The organism is Cellulophaga baltica (assembly GCF_018861125.1).
Classification (GTDB): domain Bacteria; phylum Bacteroidota; class Bacteroidia; order Flavobacteriales; family Flavobacteriaceae; genus Cellulophaga; species Cellulophaga baltica_A.
The window spans coordinates 82,740-102,216 of sequence record NZ_JAHKQN010000019.1 but is presented as its reverse complement, the minus strand read 5'-3'; the positions used below and the strand labels follow the sequence as shown (position 1 = coordinate 102,216).

At 30.3% G+C, this 19,477-nt stretch carries 13 protein-coding genes; 9 read left to right on the top strand and 4 right to left on the bottom strand.

The window, feature by feature from the left end; genetic code table 11:
* Position 1: 1 nt before the first annotated feature.
* The 5 genes from KO500_RS09605 to KO500_RS09585 all read left to right on the top strand — a co-directional run bounded on the left by KO500_RS09605 (position 2) and on the right by KO500_RS09585 (position 3,642).
* Complete coding sequence (locus KO500_RS09605) at positions 2-1,135, top strand: FIST signal transduction protein (RefSeq protein ID WP_215956327.1); 1,134 nt, start codon at positions 2-4, stop codon at positions 1,133-1,135.
* Entirely contained in the window at positions 1,135-2,190 is a 1,056-nt protein-coding gene (locus KO500_RS09600; RefSeq protein WP_215956326.1) for a sensor histidine kinase, read from the top strand. Before KO500_RS09605 ends, KO500_RS09600 begins: the two co-directional genes overlap by 1 nt.
* Before the next feature lies 1 nt (position 2,191).
* Positions 2,192-2,512 (top strand): Hpt domain-containing protein, encoded by a 321-nt coding sequence (locus tag KO500_RS09595; protein ID WP_215956325.1) that lies wholly within the window; start codon positions 2,192-2,194, stop codon positions 2,510-2,512.
* 5 nt (positions 2,513-2,517) lie between these two features.
* Positions 2,518-3,231 (top strand): LytR/AlgR family response regulator transcription factor, encoded by a 714-nt coding sequence (locus KO500_RS09590; protein WP_215956324.1) that lies wholly within the window; start codon positions 2,518-2,520, stop codon positions 3,229-3,231.
* 96 nt (positions 3,232-3,327) lie between these two features.
* A complete protein-coding gene (locus KO500_RS09585; RefSeq protein ID WP_215956323.1) occupies positions 3,328-3,642 on the top strand; it encodes an STAS domain-containing protein in 315 nt (104 codons plus the stop codon).
* 47 nt (positions 3,643-3,689) lie between these two features.
* Here KO500_RS09585 and KO500_RS09580 read toward each other — a convergent pair whose 3' ends face one another.
* Positions 3,690-5,750: a tetratricopeptide repeat protein gene (locus tag KO500_RS09580; protein WP_215956322.1), complete on the bottom strand. Its 2,061-nt coding sequence runs from the start codon at positions 5,748-5,750 to the stop codon at positions 3,690-3,692.
* A gap of 299 nt (positions 5,751-6,049) precedes the next feature.
* Here KO500_RS09580 and KO500_RS09575 point away from each other — a divergent pair, with 299 nt between their 5' ends.
* Both KO500_RS09575 and KO500_RS09570 read left to right on the top strand, forming a co-directional pair.
* Positions 6,050-7,285 (top strand): oligosaccharide flippase family protein, encoded by a 1,236-nt coding sequence (locus KO500_RS09575; RefSeq protein ID WP_215956321.1) that lies wholly within the window; start codon positions 6,050-6,052, stop codon positions 7,283-7,285.
* A 53-nt stretch (positions 7,286-7,338) separates the two neighbouring features.
* The gene (locus KO500_RS09570; RefSeq protein ID WP_215956320.1) at positions 7,339-8,550 is read left to right on the top strand and encodes a glycosyltransferase; all 1,212 of its coding nucleotides are present in this window, start codon (positions 7,339-7,341) and stop codon (positions 8,548-8,550) included.
* 51 nt (positions 8,551-8,601) lie between these two features.
* Here the strand turns inward: KO500_RS09570 and KO500_RS09565 are convergent, their stop codons facing one another.
* The 3 genes from KO500_RS09565 to KO500_RS09555 are packed head-to-tail and all read right to left on the bottom strand — an operon-like array spanning position 8,602 to position 14,468.
* On the bottom strand, positions 8,602-10,146 hold the full coding sequence (locus KO500_RS09565; protein ID WP_215956319.1) for a cellulase family glycosylhydrolase: 1,545 nt from the start codon (positions 10,144-10,146) through the stop codon (positions 8,602-8,604).
* Positions 10,130-11,380 (bottom strand): hypothetical protein, encoded by a 1,251-nt coding sequence (locus KO500_RS09560; protein ID WP_215956318.1) that lies wholly within the window; start codon positions 11,378-11,380, stop codon positions 10,130-10,132. Before KO500_RS09560 ends, KO500_RS09565 begins: the two co-directional genes overlap by 17 nt.
* A gap of 1 nt (position 11,381) precedes the next feature.
* Positions 11,382-14,468 carry a hypothetical protein gene (locus tag KO500_RS09555; protein WP_215956317.1) on the bottom strand — a complete coding sequence of 1,029 codons (3,087 nt, stop codon included), beginning with the start codon at positions 14,466-14,468 and terminating at the stop codon, positions 11,382-11,384.
* 261 nt (positions 14,469-14,729) lie between these two features.
* Between KO500_RS09555 and KO500_RS09550 the strand changes: the two genes are divergently transcribed.
* Together KO500_RS09550 and KO500_RS09545 are read left to right on the top strand one after the other, a co-directional pair.
* Positions 14,730-15,875 carry a response regulator gene (locus KO500_RS09550; RefSeq protein WP_215956316.1) on the top strand — a complete coding sequence of 382 codons (1,146 nt, stop codon included), beginning with the start codon at positions 14,730-14,732 and terminating at the stop codon, positions 15,873-15,875.
* 389 nt (positions 15,876-16,264) lie between these two features.
* Positions 16,265-19,462 carry a SusC/RagA family TonB-linked outer membrane protein gene (locus KO500_RS09545; RefSeq protein ID WP_215956315.1) on the top strand — a complete coding sequence of 1,066 codons (3,198 nt, stop codon included), beginning with the start codon at positions 16,265-16,267 and terminating at the stop codon, positions 19,460-19,462.
* Positions 19,463-19,477 lie beyond the last annotated feature (15 nt).

Below are 19,477 nucleotides of genomic sequence, written 5' to 3'. Positions count from 1 at the left end.
TATGAAAACAGTTCAAGTTCATAAATTAAAAGGTAATAAATGGAATTTTATTTCTGAAAAACAGGAATTAAAAGACCCTTTAGTTTTAGTATTTGGCAATCGGTTCTTATTAGAGTCACCAACTATTTATAATGATGTAAAAGAATTATTTCCCTCAGGAAATATTGTTTTTGGTTCTACATCAGGTGAAATTATAAATGAAAATGTACATGATGATAGTATTGTAATAACAGCTATTGAGTTCGAAAAAAGTAATTATATAGTCCATTCAAAAAACATAACAGAGTTTGATAATAATTCAGAAAAAGTAGGTGAAGCTTTAGCAACTAAATTTTCTAAAGAAAATTTAAAACATATTTTTATAATATCAGAAGGAAGTTCTGTTAATGGTAGTTCTTTAATAGAAGGTTTAGAAAAAAACATTGGTACTAACATAAAAATATCAGGTGGTTTATGTGGTGATGGTGCTCGATTTAAAAAAACACTAGCTTCATATAATGAAAGCCCAAAAGAAGGAGAAATTGTAGCTATAGGTTTTTACGGTGAAAGCTTAGAAATTTCATGTGCAAATTATGGTGGTTGGAAGGCTTTTGGACCCGAACGAATTGTCACAAAATCAGTTGGGAATATATTATATGAACTTGATCACAAACCGGCATTAAATTTATACAAAAAGTATTTAGGTGATAAAGCAAATGAATTACCTCAAGCAGCACTATTCTACCCTTTAAACCTTAAAGTTGAAGGTAGCGATAAATCAATAATTAGAACAATCTTAAATATTGATGAAGAAAACAACACCATGATTTTAGCTGGTGATGTACCAGAAAATGCTTCCGTCCAATTAATGATGTCTTCAGTCGATGATATTGCTGAAGGAGCATCAAAAGCCGCAACGTATGCCATGCGTAATAGAAAGCACAAACCAGAATTATCATTATTAGTAAGCTGTATTGGCCGCAAACTAGTTATGAACCAACGAATAGAAGAAGAAATTGAGGAAGTAATTGAAGTTACTGGCAATCAATCTGTAACAACAGGTTTTTATTCTTATGGCGAATTAGCACCATTTTCTAACCGAAATGAATGTAAATTGCACAACCAAACAATGACTTTAACCCTTATTAGCGAATAATGCACTCACTCTTAAAAAGACAAATTAGAAAATACATACCCGAGAATCTAAAAGACTCTAAGGAACTTGTACTTTTTATAGAGGCAATTGATAAGTCATATTCAGATTATGAAGAAAAATCTGAAATGATACAAAGAGCAATGAAATTAAGCTCCGACGAATTATATAAAGCAAATAAAGATTTACGTGCTGAAACTGAAAGTCAAAAAAAGACTTTAAATATTCTTAAAAAAGCGATTAACATATTAAACGATTCTAAGAATGTAATTGAAGATAATAACAAAATAAGTTTAGCTTTAGATCCTATAGAAATAGTAAATAGAATTGAAAAACAAGCTAAAGATATAGTTAGAATGACTGCTGAAAACAAAGCGATGGTCAAAAATCTAGAGCGTCAAAATGAAGCTTTAAAAGATTATGCTCATATGGTTTCACACGATTTAAAATCGCCTATTAGAAACATTAATGCATTAATGTGCTGGATACTAGAAGAAGAAAAAGAAAAGTTTTCTAATGAAAGTAAAGAAAATTGTAACTTAGTATCACAGAATCTCGAAAAAATGGATTCATTAATTGAAGGAATTTTAAGGCATTCAGCCATAGATTCTCTTGAAGAGCCAAAAATTCATCTTGACTTAAATAAATTGATTGATGAAATTAAAAAAACTATATATTACCCAAATACAATTACTATTGATATAATAGGTAGTTTACCTACCATGTATGTTGAAAAATATAAAATAGAACAATTATTTAAAAATTTAATTACCAATGCTGTTACTGCTACAGAACATCGCGAAAAGGGTGTGATTACTATTGATTGTATAAACGAAAATGAGTTTTGGAAATTTAGCGTAACAGATAATGGTAAAGGCATTGCAAAAAAACATCAAGAAAGTATTTTTACGATGTTTAAAAAGCTTGAAAATAAAGCTAACGCAACAGGTATTGGTCTTGCTTTAGTAAAAAAAGTAGTTAATATTTATGAAGGTGACATATGGTTATCTTCAGCTGAAGATCAAGGAACAATATTTTATTTCACTTTAAAAAAATAGTATGGAACAACAACCAAACTTAAATTATATAAAACAATTAGCTGGTGATGATAAAGCTTTTGAAATAAAATTTATTTCTGTCATAAAAGAAGAAATACCCCTAGAAAAAAAAGAATATGAGAATGCAATTGCTAGCAACAATTTAAAAGAAACAGCTGACATTGTACATAAATTAAAACACAAACTAAATATTTTAAGCCTTACAGAAGATTATAAATTAGCAGTGACCTATGAAGAGGAATTATTGAGGGGAGATAAGAAGCTAGATACAAAATTTTCAACTATCTTAGAGAAGATTGACGCTTATACTAAAAACCTATAACAATTATGAATTGTATCATTGTAGATGATGAAGCAACTGCAAGAGCTATTGTTGAGCAGTTATGTTCTAAAATTTCAGATTTAAATATTATTGATTCATTCTCAAATGCTATGGAAGCAATTAAGTTTTTGAATCAAAATACTGTTGATGTCATTTTTCTAGATATACATATGCCAGGATTTACAGGGATTGACTTTATACAAACGTTAAAAAACCCGCCAAGAATAGTGCTTACCACATCAGATACTGATTTTGCTATTGAAGCTTATGAATACGAGCCCATTGTAGATTATTTGGTAAAACCGATAACGCAAGACCGTTTTGAAAAATCTATTATTAAAATTAAAAAAGCTTTAAAAAATTCTGCCAAAACCGTAGAGAGTAAAACACTTCAATCTACCAATACTGAAGAAGATATTTATATAAATATTGATCGTAGGCTCATAAAACTTAAATTAAATGAAATTTTGGTTGTTGAAGCCAAGGGCGATTATATTGATGTAAAAACTATTCAGAAAACATACCGCGTACATAATACTTTAAAAAGTATAAAAGAAAAATTGCCCGAAAGTACATTTTTACAAATACACAGGTCATTTATCATCAACTTTACTAAAATTATAGATATTGAAGATAACAGTGTGTTAATAGAAAAAAACGTCATTCCTATAAGTAGATCTAACAGACCGGAACTTATGAGAAGACTGAATCTTTTATAGATTTTGATTACATATATCTAATCTCATTAGTTTTAAAACACATAATATTGTAAGTTTTTTCTCGTTAATTATAAATTAACCCAAACTTAATATATCATGCCGATTGAAATAAATGAAGAAAATGGAATTCACTCCTTAAAAGGAGAATTAAATTGGAGAAATGCAAATTTAATTAGAAATCACGTAAAAAACTTATTACAAGCTAACAATACTGTTATTATTAATATTCAGAAGCTTAACAGTATGGATAAGGTTGCAGCTAAAAACCTTGAGAGGTTGTATAAAGAAGCTACTTTAGAAAATAAAAAAATCACCTTTTTAGAACATAATAATGAAGTTATTAAAGCATTTATGCAAAAAACAAAAACCCATTATATTATTGAAAACAATTGTGTTTTAGAAAATAAATAAGCTTAAAAACCACCAATATTGGCAATTTTTAAGCTTATTTATATCAATTATTTTTTTATATTTTTATAAAATAACGGTTCTTTTAAAAAGAGCCATTTCACTTTAAAACCAATTTCAGTAAACTCAAAACCTGCTGCAGTTGCTGAGGCTATATTGCTGTATTTCGCATAAAAATCGGCACTCCATCTTTTATTAAATTGATGCTTCACCCCTGCTTCTGCTCTAAAAATTACAGAAAAATCATCGTCTTCAACTTTCTGTAAACCAGAAGCTGCACTTAACATATAGGTGGTCTTTTCTGAGAAATTACCTCGTAAATCTCCAAATAACTCAAAAGCCATATACTTTTCAGGACTAAAGTAAATTGTTGGCACTTGATCCTGAAAAGTGATGTATTGAAAATTCAATCCGAATTTGAAAGCTGGCTTCTTAAATAAGTTATAATACAACGATGTAAACAATATGTTTCTAACATTATTATCAGACTGTTGCGTGTGCATTAATTGTGTATACCATCCCAATTTAAAATTGGTGCCCAAATTATAATTTAATCCAAAATGATTCATTACAATTTCGCGTTCAATTAACTCTGCATTAAAACTTTGTAATTCACGTGTATACCCTAAAGTTAAATTTTGAAGCTTGAAAGGTTGCATTTCCAATTTAACATCAATAACAGGTTGCACATACGATTCACCTGAAAAACTAGAATTATTAATACCCAAAGAAGCTTTAACAGTTGTTTTAGGCAATAACTTATACCATATTCCTGCAATTAAAACATGCGTACTGGCACTATTTATTGTAACAGAATTATCTGTAGTCCTAAACTGATAACTTAAGGTTGTATTTAATTTTGTAGTAATAGGTACATTAAAATTTGTTGTACTTGAAAATGCGACATTATCACCATTATCAAAAGTATAAGCTACATGTTCTTCTACATAAGGTGTGTATTTAATGTTTAATTTTTCTATAAAACCTAAAGCATCTTTCTGACCTTTAAATACTTTGAGAGTTTGAAAAGCTGCTTGGTATGCAGGTATTATTTTATCAGAAGCAAACAATGCATTGGCTTTACCCAAATTGCCATCAAAAGAAGCACTATCTCTTTTTAAAATATCATCATAATTAGATAAACTCAATTTAAAATCTGCTGTATACATACCGTAAGTTGCACTTAACGCAGAAACCCAATTTCTGTCAGGGTATTTTTCTTTCAATAAAGCAATTTCTTCTCTCGCTATTTTGTATTTGTTATTCCATATTAAAGCTTGAACATATCTATTATAGGTTTTCTCTAATAATTCATCATCAGCAAGTTTATAAACTTTTTCTACTGTAAATTCTGAAATTTTCAAAGCAGTTTTATCATCTTCTCCAATATGATGAGCTAAAACAATTCCGTTTAAAGCTGTAATAGAATCTTTAGGACTAGTAGCATATCGTTTATATGTTTCAATAGCTTTATCAGAATTTTTCATGATTAAGTGAACATTTGCGATATTTAAAAGCGCATCTTTATCTTCCTTAAAATCAACAAAAATTTCATTTAATAACTTTAGACCCTTTTTATATTCTTGCTTATTTACATAATAGTTTGCAAAACCAAGATTCATATACTTTTTAGAAACTTTAGCACTTTCATTTTCTGGCTGTAGAGCAATTGCTTGTTCTACGACTTCTAGAGCTTTAGGATATTCCTTTAAGTTTGATAAAGTATTTGCATAACCTAAAACAGCACCAAATTTATCGGGGTTTTCTTTTGCTAGCTTTTCATATAAAGGTTTGGCTACTAAATATTTTTTTGCCCAAAGAAAAGATTCATTATAATTTATTTGAACCTCAAAATCTTGAGGATACTTTTTTAGTAGACTTGCAAAAATTTTATTAGCTTTTTCTGGCTCACCACTTAAACCTACTGCTCTACCGTAACACAGTTTTGCTGTTTTATTATCAGGGTCAGTTTTTAAATATGAATCAAAAAACACTTCTGCTTCTTGAAAATCACCTACCTCCAACATGCTAAAACCTTTTTGCATGCTATTCTCTTGCGCATGTAAAAGACTAAAAATAAGTATAAAAAGTAATGTAATGGAGTTTCTCATTAAGTTGTAAGTTTTTTACTACTTATAAAGTAACGATGTTTTTTTCAAATTATTAGGTTTAATTATTGTTTTATTCAATAAATATTAGATCTTGAGAAATCTAAATGCTTTAATTCAAAGAGATTCCCTTAGCAAATATTAAAGCCAGCTTACTAATTCCAAATAATTTAAATCTTAACTTATTAAATGTAACACATAAAAATTAACTAATAAATAAAAAATATAAGAATTTACTTACAATAAAGTAATTTTTAAGCGTTATATATACTGAAAACCAAACGCATAAATATAAAATCAAAATGAACACACTTAAACTTTTCTTACGAAAAATATCGCCTGAACAGCTGTTCATGGGCAGTGTTTTAGTGGTGAATGGCGGTAATTATATTTATAATTTATTGTTAGGCAGAATACTTGGCCCTGAGGCATTTGCAGAAGCAGCCTTATTAATTACCTTATTATTGGTTCTATCTTTTATTGGAATGACATTTCAATTAACCACTGCTAAATTTGCAGTAGTATTTTCAGGAAAACAATGGTCAATTTTTAAAAACCGGAGTTATAAACAAGCAAGTATTTATGGTCTTGTAGCTGGCTTACTTATTGTAATATTTGCTAAAAAATTACAAGAAATTTTTCATACAGAAAGTCATTGGATGTTTGTTTTGTTTGGTTTTGGAATACCACTATACTTTTTTATGAGTGTAAATAGAGGTGCATACCAAGGAAATCAAAATTTTAAAAATCTTTCAGTTACCTACCAGACTGAAATGTGGAGCAAATTGGTAATCACATTATTGTTATTAATTGCTATCCCTTTTGAGACCTCATTTTTAGTAGCATTGGGTATTGTTATTTCATTCTTTTTTGGCTTAATACCTTCTGATATAAAAGATTTAGACCTTACAAGTAAAGAGCGTTTATTACCTGAAAACACAAAAAGAGTAAATAAATTTATGATATTGACCGTATGTTATGAGTTTACTCAAATTATAATAAACAATAGCGATATCCTATTAGTAAAACACTATTTCGACCCACTTGAAGCTGGTTTATATGCTTCCTTAGCATTAATTGGGCGTGTTGTTTATTTTGTTGCTTGGATGTTCGTAATGTTGTTATTACCAACGGTAGTTCAAAAGCAAAAAGATGGTGAAGCGACTGCTCCAACACTCTTTAAATATGTAGGTTACATTGCTTTATTATCTACTGTGATTATACTTGCTTGTTATATTATGCCCGAATTTATAATTAACATAATGTTTGGCAAGGCTTACATATCAATGGCTAGTTTATTATGGCAATATGCTTTAGCAACATCATTATTTGCCATTGCAAACATATTCGCATATTATTTTTTATCATTAGATCAATATGTTCCAGTAATACTCTCGGGTATTTTAGGAATGTCACAAATAATATTAGTAGTACTCTTCCACAACAATTTAGCAACAGTGGTACAAGTACAAATAGTAGCGATGGCTATTTTATTAGCTGTTCAAATCACCTATTTTTTAACCAAAAAAACTAAATAATTGCAAAGTACAAGATAATACTTTAGTCATTACCCAAATTAAATATTACAATTATGAAATTAGCAATCGTAACAGCATACCCGCCAAGTAAAGTAACTTTAACAGAGTATGGTTATCATTTGGTAAAGCATTTTAGATTACAAGAACAGGTTACTGAACTTATATTAATTTGTGATAAAACTGAAGGTGAAAAAGATTTAGCCTTTGAAGAAGATGGTTGTAAGATTACAGTAAAAGAATGCTGGAGTTTTAATAGCTACAAAAATATTTTGAGTGTTAATAAAGCTATAAGCCAGACTAAACCTGATGCTGTATTATTTAATTTACAGTTTTTAAAATTCGGAGATAAAAAAATTCCTGCAGCTTTAGGTTTATTACTACCTGCAATTTGTAAAATGAGAGGTATCCCAACCATTTCATTATTACACAATATTTTAGAACAAGTAGATTTAGAAAGTGCTGGATTTACTAAAAACAAAGTTTTACAAGCCATTTATAACTTTATTGGCACTACTCTAACAAGATTTGTTTTAGCTTCAGATATTGTTGCGGTTACCATTAGTAAATATGTAACTATTCTAGAGAAAAAATACAAAACAGATCGTATAGCTTTAATTCCGCATGGTGCTTTTGAAACACCGCCAGAACCAACTTACGATTTACCTGAAGGTCCTAAACAAGTAATGGCTTTTGGAAAATTTGGAACATACAAAAAAGTTGAGATTTTAATTGAAGCGGTTGAAATTATTAGACAAAGAACTAAAGAAGATATAGAAATTGTTATTGCTGGTACTGACAGTCCAAATACACCAGGGTATTTAGAAGGAGTAAAAAACACTTATAATAAAGTTCCACAAATTAGATTTACAGGTTATGTTGCTGAAGAAGATGTTGAAAAGATATTTAGAGATAGTGCTGCGGTAATTTTCCCATACACCTCAACTACAGGCAGCTCAGGTGTTTTACACCAAGCAGGAAGTTATGGCAATGCAGTTGCTTTACCTGATTTAGGCGATTTGAGTATTCTTGTAAAAGAAGAAGGTTATAAAGGTGAATTTTTTGATGCAGACAATGCTAATTCATTAGCTGATGCTATACAAAACATTATAACAAATGATACGTATAGACGTAGTTTAGGACAAACAAATTATAAAGCAGCTTGTTCTTTACCTATGTCAACAATTACTGAAATGTATTTAGAAGAATTTAATGAAATTATAGAACAAAAGTCTGAGTCTCACTCTTTCAAAAAAGTGAATGCTTAATACTTTTTAAAATTTGGTTAGTGTGCGAAAAGGGAGATGTAAACACAATGTTTACTCTCCCTTTTTATTTTTCTGTAAACTGAAGTAATTATAAGACGATTTCTCTTTTCCATTAATATCAAAAAAACCAAAGTTGTGTTGTTTGTTTTTTCGCCAAGGTAAACTACCTGCAACTTCACTTGGTACTTCTTTAAAATCATACAATGTCCAAGCTAAAAATGGAATGTTATTTTTTAATAAAATAGGCTGTATTTCTTTATAATAATCCGCTTGATCAACTTCTGAACCTTTATAAAAATTCCATAACCCACTATATGATGATAGTCCGTATTCTTGCAACATAATAGGTTTTCCTTGAGATTTTACTGTAAGTTTATTGTAATCTTTCTCAAAATCAGAAATCTTTTTATAATAGTGAAATGAAACAAAATCTAATTCATTTACTAACAAAGTTGCCGCCTCTGGCGATGACCAACCAATAGTCACTGGATGGTTCACATCTTCATTTTTAATAGTTACTATCATTTGCTTTAACCAATTTACTACAGTAGTACTACTACGAGATTTAAAATCTAAATCTGGCTCATTTTTAATATCCCAAGCTAACAAAGCTTTATTATTTTTTAGTGCGTTAACAATAATTGTAGCATGTTTGTTTGTAATTGTCCAATCAGATACATCGTAATTTCCATAAAAATCAAACAGCGTAACAACTACCTTTAAACCGTTTTTATTAGCAATATCTAAGATTCTTTTTAGCTGGTCTAATTTTTCATAATCAATGGATGCTTTCCCAAAAGCTTCATAAGGCACAAATATTCGTATCGTATTCATTCCCATTTTTTTTATTAACTCAAAATCTAAATGAATAGTGAATGGATTAAATTTCTTGCCAAACATGTTCCACGGGCTATCTTTTGGATAATAATTCAATCCTTTAGCATTTTTAATATTAGAATAATCTATAGCAACTTTTTCTTGTGCGGCAACAGTGTCGTTAATAATCTTTTTTAAATGTCGAATTCGCCAAAAACCATCTTCTAATAACAAAATAGCTTTATAGCTTGATGTATCTCGCTCTTGTAAAACCATTTTATCTGCTTCAAAAACTTCTTTAAAAGAAACTACATTTTTGTCTTCAACTACAGCCAATTTACCATCAGCACTATAAAAATCTAATGATAAGTTATGGCTAAGTGTAGTGGTGTTTAGGTTTATATTATGCGCTAAATTGTAATCAATGGTTTTATACACCTTCACCCTTGCACTATCTGTATAATAATCTTTTACTCCATAATAATCATTGGTCTTATATGCTATATTTTTTACATACCAAGAACTTAAATAATCACGTTCAATCTCACCTTGAGTTTGCTTTTCTAAAGGTCTACCTGGGTTTTGTAAATCTTCCCAAGTAACATTAGGCAAATACACATCTTCACGTTCCACCTCAAGGTGTAACATTGAAGTACGATCTGCTCCAGTATTTAAATAAGATAATACGCTACTGATACCAAAAAGTATTAAGCCATTTACCGCTAAAAAAGAAAGTATTAAAATACCTCTATATATATTTCGGTTAATCCGTGCTGCCATCTAAATTTAAATTATAAGTTTTTACAATTCCTGCTGATTTTATTTCAATTTCATAATTTCCATCAGGATAAAAATCAGGATCTAAATAATACATTACTTTACCATTTTGTAAGGTACTAACTTTTGTCTCAATACGTTGCTTATCACTATCGTTAATAGCCAAACGAACCAACAAACCATCTGGTGCTAATTGATTCATAAAACTAGTTATAGGCCCTACAATAATTCTTCTATTGTCTTTTGAAATATTTACTGGATAATCATCAAATGCAGTTTTAAAACTTACGTTTATAGCGTTGCTTTTGGCCGCACCCGTAACATATGCTTTTACTTTCCAAGTATCTTTTTTATCAGGATGTAGCATTTTAGCAATAGCAACACCACCAATTGATAAACCTACTGCTTGTAATTGTATTCCTTTGGTATTTACGGCGGTAAATGATACTAGCGTTCCATCACTAATAACATTTCCAAATTCATCTTTTATAATTGATGTATTAAACCTAATAATCTGATTACCATCTGCGTAAGCATGATCTCGGGTATAATCAATTTTAAATGTGGTTGCATTTGCTGGAAAAACAATAGAGGTCAACTCTTTTGATTTTACACCATTACATAAAGCGGTTACTAAAATTCTACCCGATTTATGTGGCGCACCAACATTGTACCAAGCAATAAGGTCGTCTGTTTCTAAAGGAACATCAGTCACATCATTTTCAAACTGATATCTTAACTCAACCGTGGTACCATCAAGAACTGGATTATCATATACATCACTCGGAATTACAACAAGCATTGAAAAATCAATATCTCCTGCACTAATACTTCGAGGACCAAAATAAGATTCTAATCCATTCTTTTTTGAAATATTTGGTAATATTTCAAACGTGCCTGATTGTAAAACAATTGACTCATCTACTAATTTCCAATCGACCAAACCTATTTTTCTTGTTATTATTTTTGGCAAACTATATTGTACTCCAGCATTTGCTATTTCTCCACCAACGATAATTGTTCCAAAAGAATTTGTTACAACTAACTTAGGTAATAGGTCTATAGAGTTTATTTTGCTTTCAGAAATAAAAACTATAGTTTCATCAGCTAAAAACTCTTTCTTTAAGTCATTAAACTTAAAATCATTAGAAACTTTATCCGGTTTTACTTCAGTTTCTTTTTCTGAACTGCAACTCAGAATACCAAATACGAAAAGTAATACAAGTATATTTTTCATATTATTTAGGATTTCCAATATAACCATTCATCTCAAATTTTAAATAGTCAAACCCTTCACCATCATAAGGTTGAAACTGATCAGTTTCATGACTTTTTTTTCTGTTCGGGAATATAATAGTACCTATAGATTCATTTGGCAAACCGTTGATATAGCAATTATTTAAACTACTATTAATTACTTTTATCGACTCCATGTTTTTAGGCTCATACGTAAAAACTTGTTTACGTTGTACCCGCACACCTTCAGCTAAAAATTGATGATCAACCCACAACAGTTGTTTATCATTTGAATAATAAGAAACCAATAATTGCGGAATAGTAATCTCTTGTATTCCAGAATTAAATAAAACACCCTCAATACCGTGTTTTGTAAACTGCATATCTTGCAGCGCAACTTCTTTGTATAAATCTGAATTTGCAACATTACCCGCACATTGTAAATTGAATTTTGTGGGCTGTTCTTCTAATTCGATAGGTGTAAACTCATCAGGGTTAAAGGTTGGTGGAATTGTATCTTTAGTTTGTGACCATGCAATACCCTCAAAATTAACTCTAAAGCTCGTAATTTCTTTAGGCATCAATTTATGTTTCATATGGTATTTAGCGTTAAAATTGGCCAACTCTTTATTATTATCATTATAAAGTGTTGCTTTAATTACAACATCAGCAGGTACATTATCAATGTTTTGCAGCTCACCAATTATTGCATATTGAGAATCGTACTTTACCAATTTAGCCGAAAGCACTTCCAAAAGGGGTTGTTTTAAAACATCTTCATGATGCGTTTGCTGGGTACTTATTTTTCTACGCCCATGATTAAAAAAACTAGTGGTATTCGCTACAAAAAGCTGATCTGGTGGAATATCTTTATCAAAAGAAGAGGGTTTAATAAACCACTTTCCTTTCTTTTTTACGAGCTCATGATAATACATTTTACTCACTTTCTCTAAAGGTGTAATCCATCGCGTAGCGGTTTTAGCTTTAGCACTATTTTTAGTAACATTACTCAATTCAATGCCAATAGAGTCTAATTTTGCATAAGAGCTTAAAATACCATCAGTTACGGAAACTTCAAGCATGTATTGTGCTAAAGTTGCATCACTATCAGGATCAATATATGAAAATGCACGCTCAAACTCTTTAAAATCAATAGCATCATAATACGCTTTCACCACATTACTAGGTGCAATTTGTGTGGTGTTTTTCATGTAAAATTGATAATAACCAAAAGCTATACATCCTAAAATTATCACTGCCCAAATATGCATTACAGTAATAACTCGCTGCGGAAAACCACTATACGCTATTGCATGGTTTAAATATGATGGTGGCGCTATTTTTTTTGATTTTAGCATTCGAAACCAAATCATTTGAATATTAATTACGAATGCTATTACAACAGTTAATAATGGAATTACACCCCACATGATTTTCAAAAATCTTGGAACATCTTGCTTAGGAATAATTGCTGGAATTGGAGGAACATTCAATTTTTCCCAAACCATAATTCCGTTTTCTAACTGCTGTAAACGTTGCCAACCGCAGAAATACAAAATAGGATCATAAAATTTATCATTTGAAAAAATATATTTTAAATTGTACTTTTCAGGAACAGTCAAAAACTGCTGTAGTGAGCCAATACCCTCAACACCTCTAAATTTAGAATTTTCAATACGCTCAATAGCTCGTGTGGTCAGTTCAGGAAGTCTTCGAGCAGAATGATAATTTCCATCTACCGTCATTGCTTTTGTTTGTGCAGAAAGCCAAGCCATTTGATCACCAAAACCTAAAGGCAAATAACGCCAATGATCGTGCATATCTTGATTTAAGAAATTTACAATTGGCAACATTTTTATTTTAGCGGGTTGCGAGGGTCTAAAATACCCAAGACTCATCGTAAAAATGACCATAAAAAGTATTCCCCCTGCTAATAGACCACCTATAATACGATGATAAACAGAACCAAACCGTTTTTGCATAGCAACTTTAATATCACCTTCAACCATCCGGTAAGCAAATTCACCGAAAATGGGCAAAGCCATAATAGTAGCCCAAAGTGTAAACCTATCTAAAGTAAGAATATTAAAAGCGGTTTCTCCTAACATTATTAACGGAATTGGAGTTGTACCTCCCGTACCTAAAATGGTTAACAATGCCATTGATAATCCAAAGAAAATATATCGTTTACTAAAAAACCTGTAAAATATATACGGAATTAAAAATGTTAATATCCCCCAAGGAATTACTAAAAAGACCAAACCAGATGATGTTACTTCTAAAAAATTATCTCTGGAACCATGAGGAATTGGAACCTGTGTTATTGGATTTCTTTTTGAATTAAGCCAGTAAGGTAATATACAAAAAACAATGAGTAATAGTGATCCGAAACCAAAAGAAACAATACGCCAAAATGCTTTTTTAAACGAAGCAAAAAACACCATAAATGTCACTTCTTTCATAGTATTAACTTGCTCACGAGCTAAATCCATAACTGCCATTCCTAATAAAGGAAAAATAAAAAATACCATTCCGAAAATTGGTGTAACATGGTGTGAAGTAACAGTTACAGCTAATAATGATAGTGATGTAAGTAAATACTTGTATTTACCCGTTTTAATCCATAAATAAATTTCGGGTAAACAATGCATTAAAATCGATAATGCTGCCACGCTTGGTAATTGCCCGAAAATATGGAGTGTCTCTACAAATGTGGAAGAAAAAACGGCTAAAACTGCCGTATAACCAGCTACTCTCCTATTGCCAGTCATTAATAAACCAAACCTGTAAGCACCAGTAATAAACAATACTATAGCAGTAAGTCCTACAGTGAACATTCCGAACTTGAGCCCACCAATATGGGATAGAATACCAATGGTTTGATGTACTAATGGCGGATAAGCTTGAACAGTAAAACCAGTGTACCATCTAAAATCCCAAGGCTCAAACCAACTATTTGCATAATGATCTGCAAAAAATAAATGAATTAAAGCATCATAAGTATATTCTAACGTAAAAAAAATACCGGAACCATGAAAAGCAATACCTATTATAAGGGCTAATATTAATAACGTATTTGTTTTTTTCATTTAAACTTTATTGTAGGAAAATATAACAATATATAAGATTAAATTAAATAATTTATCATGGTTATACAACACAATCACAAAATTAACGTTATTGTAGAAGTTATCTTATAATTATGTAAGAAAAAACTTTATAATTAATGGTATTTAGTCATCGACACAAACAAACGAATTAACTATAGATAAATACTGTTCAACCAAAAATAACGTATTAAATAATATGCATTTTTAATTTTGACCAGAGCCCAAACTGAATTAAAAAATATGAAAATCTTAGCCATTGATGATCAACAATTAATCTTAATGTCTTTACAAAAAAGACTTGAAGAAACAGGATATGAAGTAAAAGTAGCAGATTCTGGAAGATTAGGAATAGAAAGCTTCAAAACATTCCATCCTGATTTGGTCATTGTCGACATCAATATGCCTGGCATGTCTGGTATTGATGTCATTAAGCATATCAGAATTATTGAAGAATCAGACACACCTATTATGGTAATGTCTGGTAATACCGATGAAAAAGTTATTGTAAATGGTTTTGAATTGGGAATTGATGATTACATGAAAAAACCCGTTAGTTTAAATGAGGTTACCGCGCGTGTAAAGAGAATCATTGGTAAACCAGAAAAAATAAGTACAGAAATAACAAAATCAGACGATAGCGCACAAATGTTACAGCAATATTGTGTTGGTGTGGTTATACCTTGTTACAACGAAGAAGACAGACTTTCTGGGAAAGAGTTTAAAGATTTTGTACACAGCAATTTAGGCTATCATTTATGTTTTGTAAATGACGGCAGCACAGATAATACATTAAAAGTATTAGAAGAGTTGAGCGTTGGAAACGAAAATAAGATAAGTGTTTATAACTGTGAAAAAAATGGAGGAAAAGCAGAGGCTGTTCGTCAAGGAGTTTTACATTTGGCAAAAGATCCTCAATTAGATTTTATAGGTTATTTAGATGCTGACTTATCTACAGATTTTAGAGATTTTGATGATTTGGTTAAAACTATTGAAAAATCAGATTTTAAAATTGTTAGTGGTTCTAGAATGGCAAGAATGGGTGCTGATATTACAAAAGAATCCGCAAGAGCTATAATTAGTAAAACTATAAACTTAATAATAAGAACAATTTTAAAAATGCCATTTAATGACACACAATGTGGTGCTAAAATAATGGATAAAGAAATTGCTACATTAGTTTTTAATAAAAGTTTTATTACTCGATGGTTGTTTGATGTTGAAATTTTTATGAGAATGCGTAAGCATTACGGAAAAGATAAAGTAATACAACTTATTTGTGAACAACCTTTAAAAAGATGGATTCATGCTGATGGTTCTAAACTTTCAATGTCTGATTCTGTAAAAATTGTTGGACAGTTAGCCAAAATTGCTGTTCACTATAATTAAAAAACAGTACAATTAAAATTAGTCATATTTATCAAAGGCTTACAATAAATAGTATTTATTGTAAGCCTTTTTATTTACAAAAACATTAATAATATCAGGTAATTCAACCTGTTAGCAAATTTTAAGAATAACGCAATATTTATTAATAAATATAAATATTTAACAATAAAAGTAACGTTTTCGAAAATAAATTCATTAAATATTCACACATTAATTAACAGAAATATACATAAACATTAACAAACTTATCTATCTACGATCTTCTGTTATTCGTCGAAAATTTAAGATACAAAATAGATTTAATTGATACGTTTAACTGGTCTTTAACATAAAATTAAAGATTACTTAACGGAACATTCCACATAATTAACAATTAACAACTCTATTTTATGAAAATCAAATTTAGAAGCTTACTTTCTTATTTTGAAAAAAGGATGTTTAATCTTTTTGTGAGAACGTTTGTTTTTTTATTCCTTAGTTATTCTTTCGGATCTATTTCCAAAGAGGATACTACTATTAGAACAAACAAAAAAGTATTACAGCAACAAATTATTGGTACTGTACTAGATGAAAATGGTCAACCATTACCTGGTGTAAACATTCTTGAGAAAAACACCTCAAATGGCATTCAAACAGATTTTGATGGTAATTTTACCATTTCAACATCAAATGCAAACCCTATTTTAGTAGTGTCTTATTTAGGTTATAAGACAAAAGAAGTTTCTGTTAAAAACCAAACAGAATTATCAATTGTTTTAGAAGAAGATGTAGCCGCACTAGAAGAGGTAATAGTTGTTGGTTATAGTACAATTAAGAAAAAAAATATTACCGGAGCAGTTAGTAGAATTAATTTAGAAGATTCTCCTTCTGCATTAACACCTACAACAAATATTTTACAGTCTTTACAAGGTGTTTCTTCTGGTATTAATGTAGGAACTTCAAATAGTGTGGGTGAAACTCCATCTATTACAGTACGTGGTCAAAATTCGATTTCATCTACATCAAATGAACCATTAATAGTTTTAGATGGTGTAATATTCATTGGTAGTGTAACAGATATAAACCCATCGGATATTGCTACAATTGATATTTTAAAAGATGCTTCATCAGCTGCTGCTTATGGTTCTCGATCTGCGAATGGTGTAGTTATGATAACTACTAAAAAAGGAAAGACAGAAAAACCCTTAATTAGGTTTTCTACTTCTACAGGTGTAAATGTTTGGCAACAGAAGCCTCAACTTTTAGGCACTCAAAAATATTTAGAAAAGTATGCTGCACAAAATGGTTTTGATTCTGCTGATGATATTAGTTGGGAAGGTGCTTTTAGAACAGCGTTATATGACCAAAGAGTAGAAACTGATTGGTTAGATTTTACTTCTCAAACTGGGGTAGTTAATGAAAATAATGTGTCTGTTTCTGGCAGAAAAGACAAAGTAAACTACTTTTTCTCTGGAGGCTATGTTGACCAAGAAGGTGTGATAATTGGTGATCAATTTAAAAGAATTTCTGTAAAGTCTAGATTGGATGTTGATGTAACTGATTGGTTAAATGTGAGCATTGATGGTACGTATAATAATAATGATTACTCAGGCGTACAAGCTAACCTTAGATTTGCATATTTAATGGCGCCATTTGGTTATCCTTATCGATATGACAACCAACCATATGATGTTGTATCAAATACTTCAACTGATTTAGAAAGGTATCCTACAGGTTCATCAATACAAAATCCTTTATGGGGTACTGATGGCACTGCGAGAAGCATGGATAAGAGAAACTATTTTTTGTTAACTGCAACTGCTGAAGTAAAAGTTCCATGGGTTGATGGTTTATCTTACAGAGTAAATTACTCTACAAGTACAAAAAAACAAAGACAAGAAAGTTTTTATTATGAAGATTACTATGTAACTGCAACAGATGTAATTGATGCTGATTCTGAATTTATAGATCGCTATAGCACAGAGTCTGTCCAAAATAATTTATCTCAAGCAAATGGTACCAACGTTGATACCAATACTGACACCTATGTAATAAATAATGTTATAGATTATAGTCAAACATTTAATAAAAACTTTGTAAACTTAACTTTAGTTGCTACTAGAGATTACAACTCTGTAACTACAAATACATTTACAGGTTCCGATTTTTCAGAAATAGGAAATACAATCTTGGGTTCAAATGGCTTATATTTAGCAGGTACTCAAGAAACAACTTATTCCATTACGGAAGAAACTAATGTTGGTTATTTAGCTAAATTAGGGTATGCTTTTGACAACAAATACCACTTAAATGCTTCTATTCGTAGAGACGGAGCTTCTGTTTTTGGAGCTGAAAAGAGATACGGAACTTTTAGTTCTCTAGGTTTAGCGTGGACACTTACTGAAGAAGATTTCTTAAAGAATAGTAAAGTATTAAATTATTTAAAAATAAACGGGTCTTACGGTACCAATGGTAACCAAAGTATTAGTGCCTATCAAACTTTAGCAACGGTTGCTTTAGGAAACTCGGGGGATATTGAATATGAATTTGGCGATGGTGATATTGAGTATGGTATTAGACAAACTTCTTTAGAAAACAATACACTGGGTTGGGAAAGTACAACATCATTTAATGTTGGTCTACAATCAACTTGGTTGAACAATAAACTTTTTTTAGATGTTGATTATTATACTTCACAAACTAAAGATCAAATTTTTACAAGACAAATTCCTGCGCTTACAGGATACTCAACAATCTTATCTAGCTTAGGTCAAGTTGATAATACTGGTTTAGAAATTAATTTACGTTCAACAAATATTCAAACTAAAAATTTCAATTGGTCTTCTAGTTTAATGTATTGGAGAAATAGAAACAAAATTGCTTCATTATATGGTGAAGATGCTGATGGCGATGGCAAAGAAGATGATGATATTAGTAATAGTTACTTTATTGGTAAATCTATAGGTGCTATATATGGTTACGAATATGTGGGAGTTGTACAAGCTGATGATACTGAATATTTAGCTAATGTTGGTGGTGAAGCAGGAGATCCTATGTTTAAAGATCTAAATGGCGATGGTTTAATTGATGCTGACAATGACAGAAAAATATTAGGCTATACTAAAGCTAACTTTAGTATGTCATTAAGCAATACTATAACTTATAAAAACTTTACGTTTTTTACTTTATTCAATGGTATTTTTGGAGGCAACGGTTTTTACCAAAAAGCAAATCAAAAACACAACTCATTTGCTGGTTCTGAAACAGATTATTCATACAACCAAGTTGATAATGGTGAATGGTGGACTCCTGAAAACGAAAGCACTACAAACCTAAGACCAGGATATGTAGACTCTAGATATTTAGGTTTACAATCTAGAGCTTTTATTAAATTACAAAAAGCAAGTTTATCTTACCAATTCCCTAAGGACATATTAAGCAAAATAGGTCCTAGCTTATCAAGTTTAGAACTTTATGCATCAGGTAGTAACTTATATACATTTACAAATTGGTTTGGTGGCGGTGACCCTGAAGAAGGTATAGCTGCAGGTGGTACTACTTTACCTGTATACTCTTCTTATAGTCTAGGTTTGAATATTAGCTTCTAATAAAAAAAATGAAAA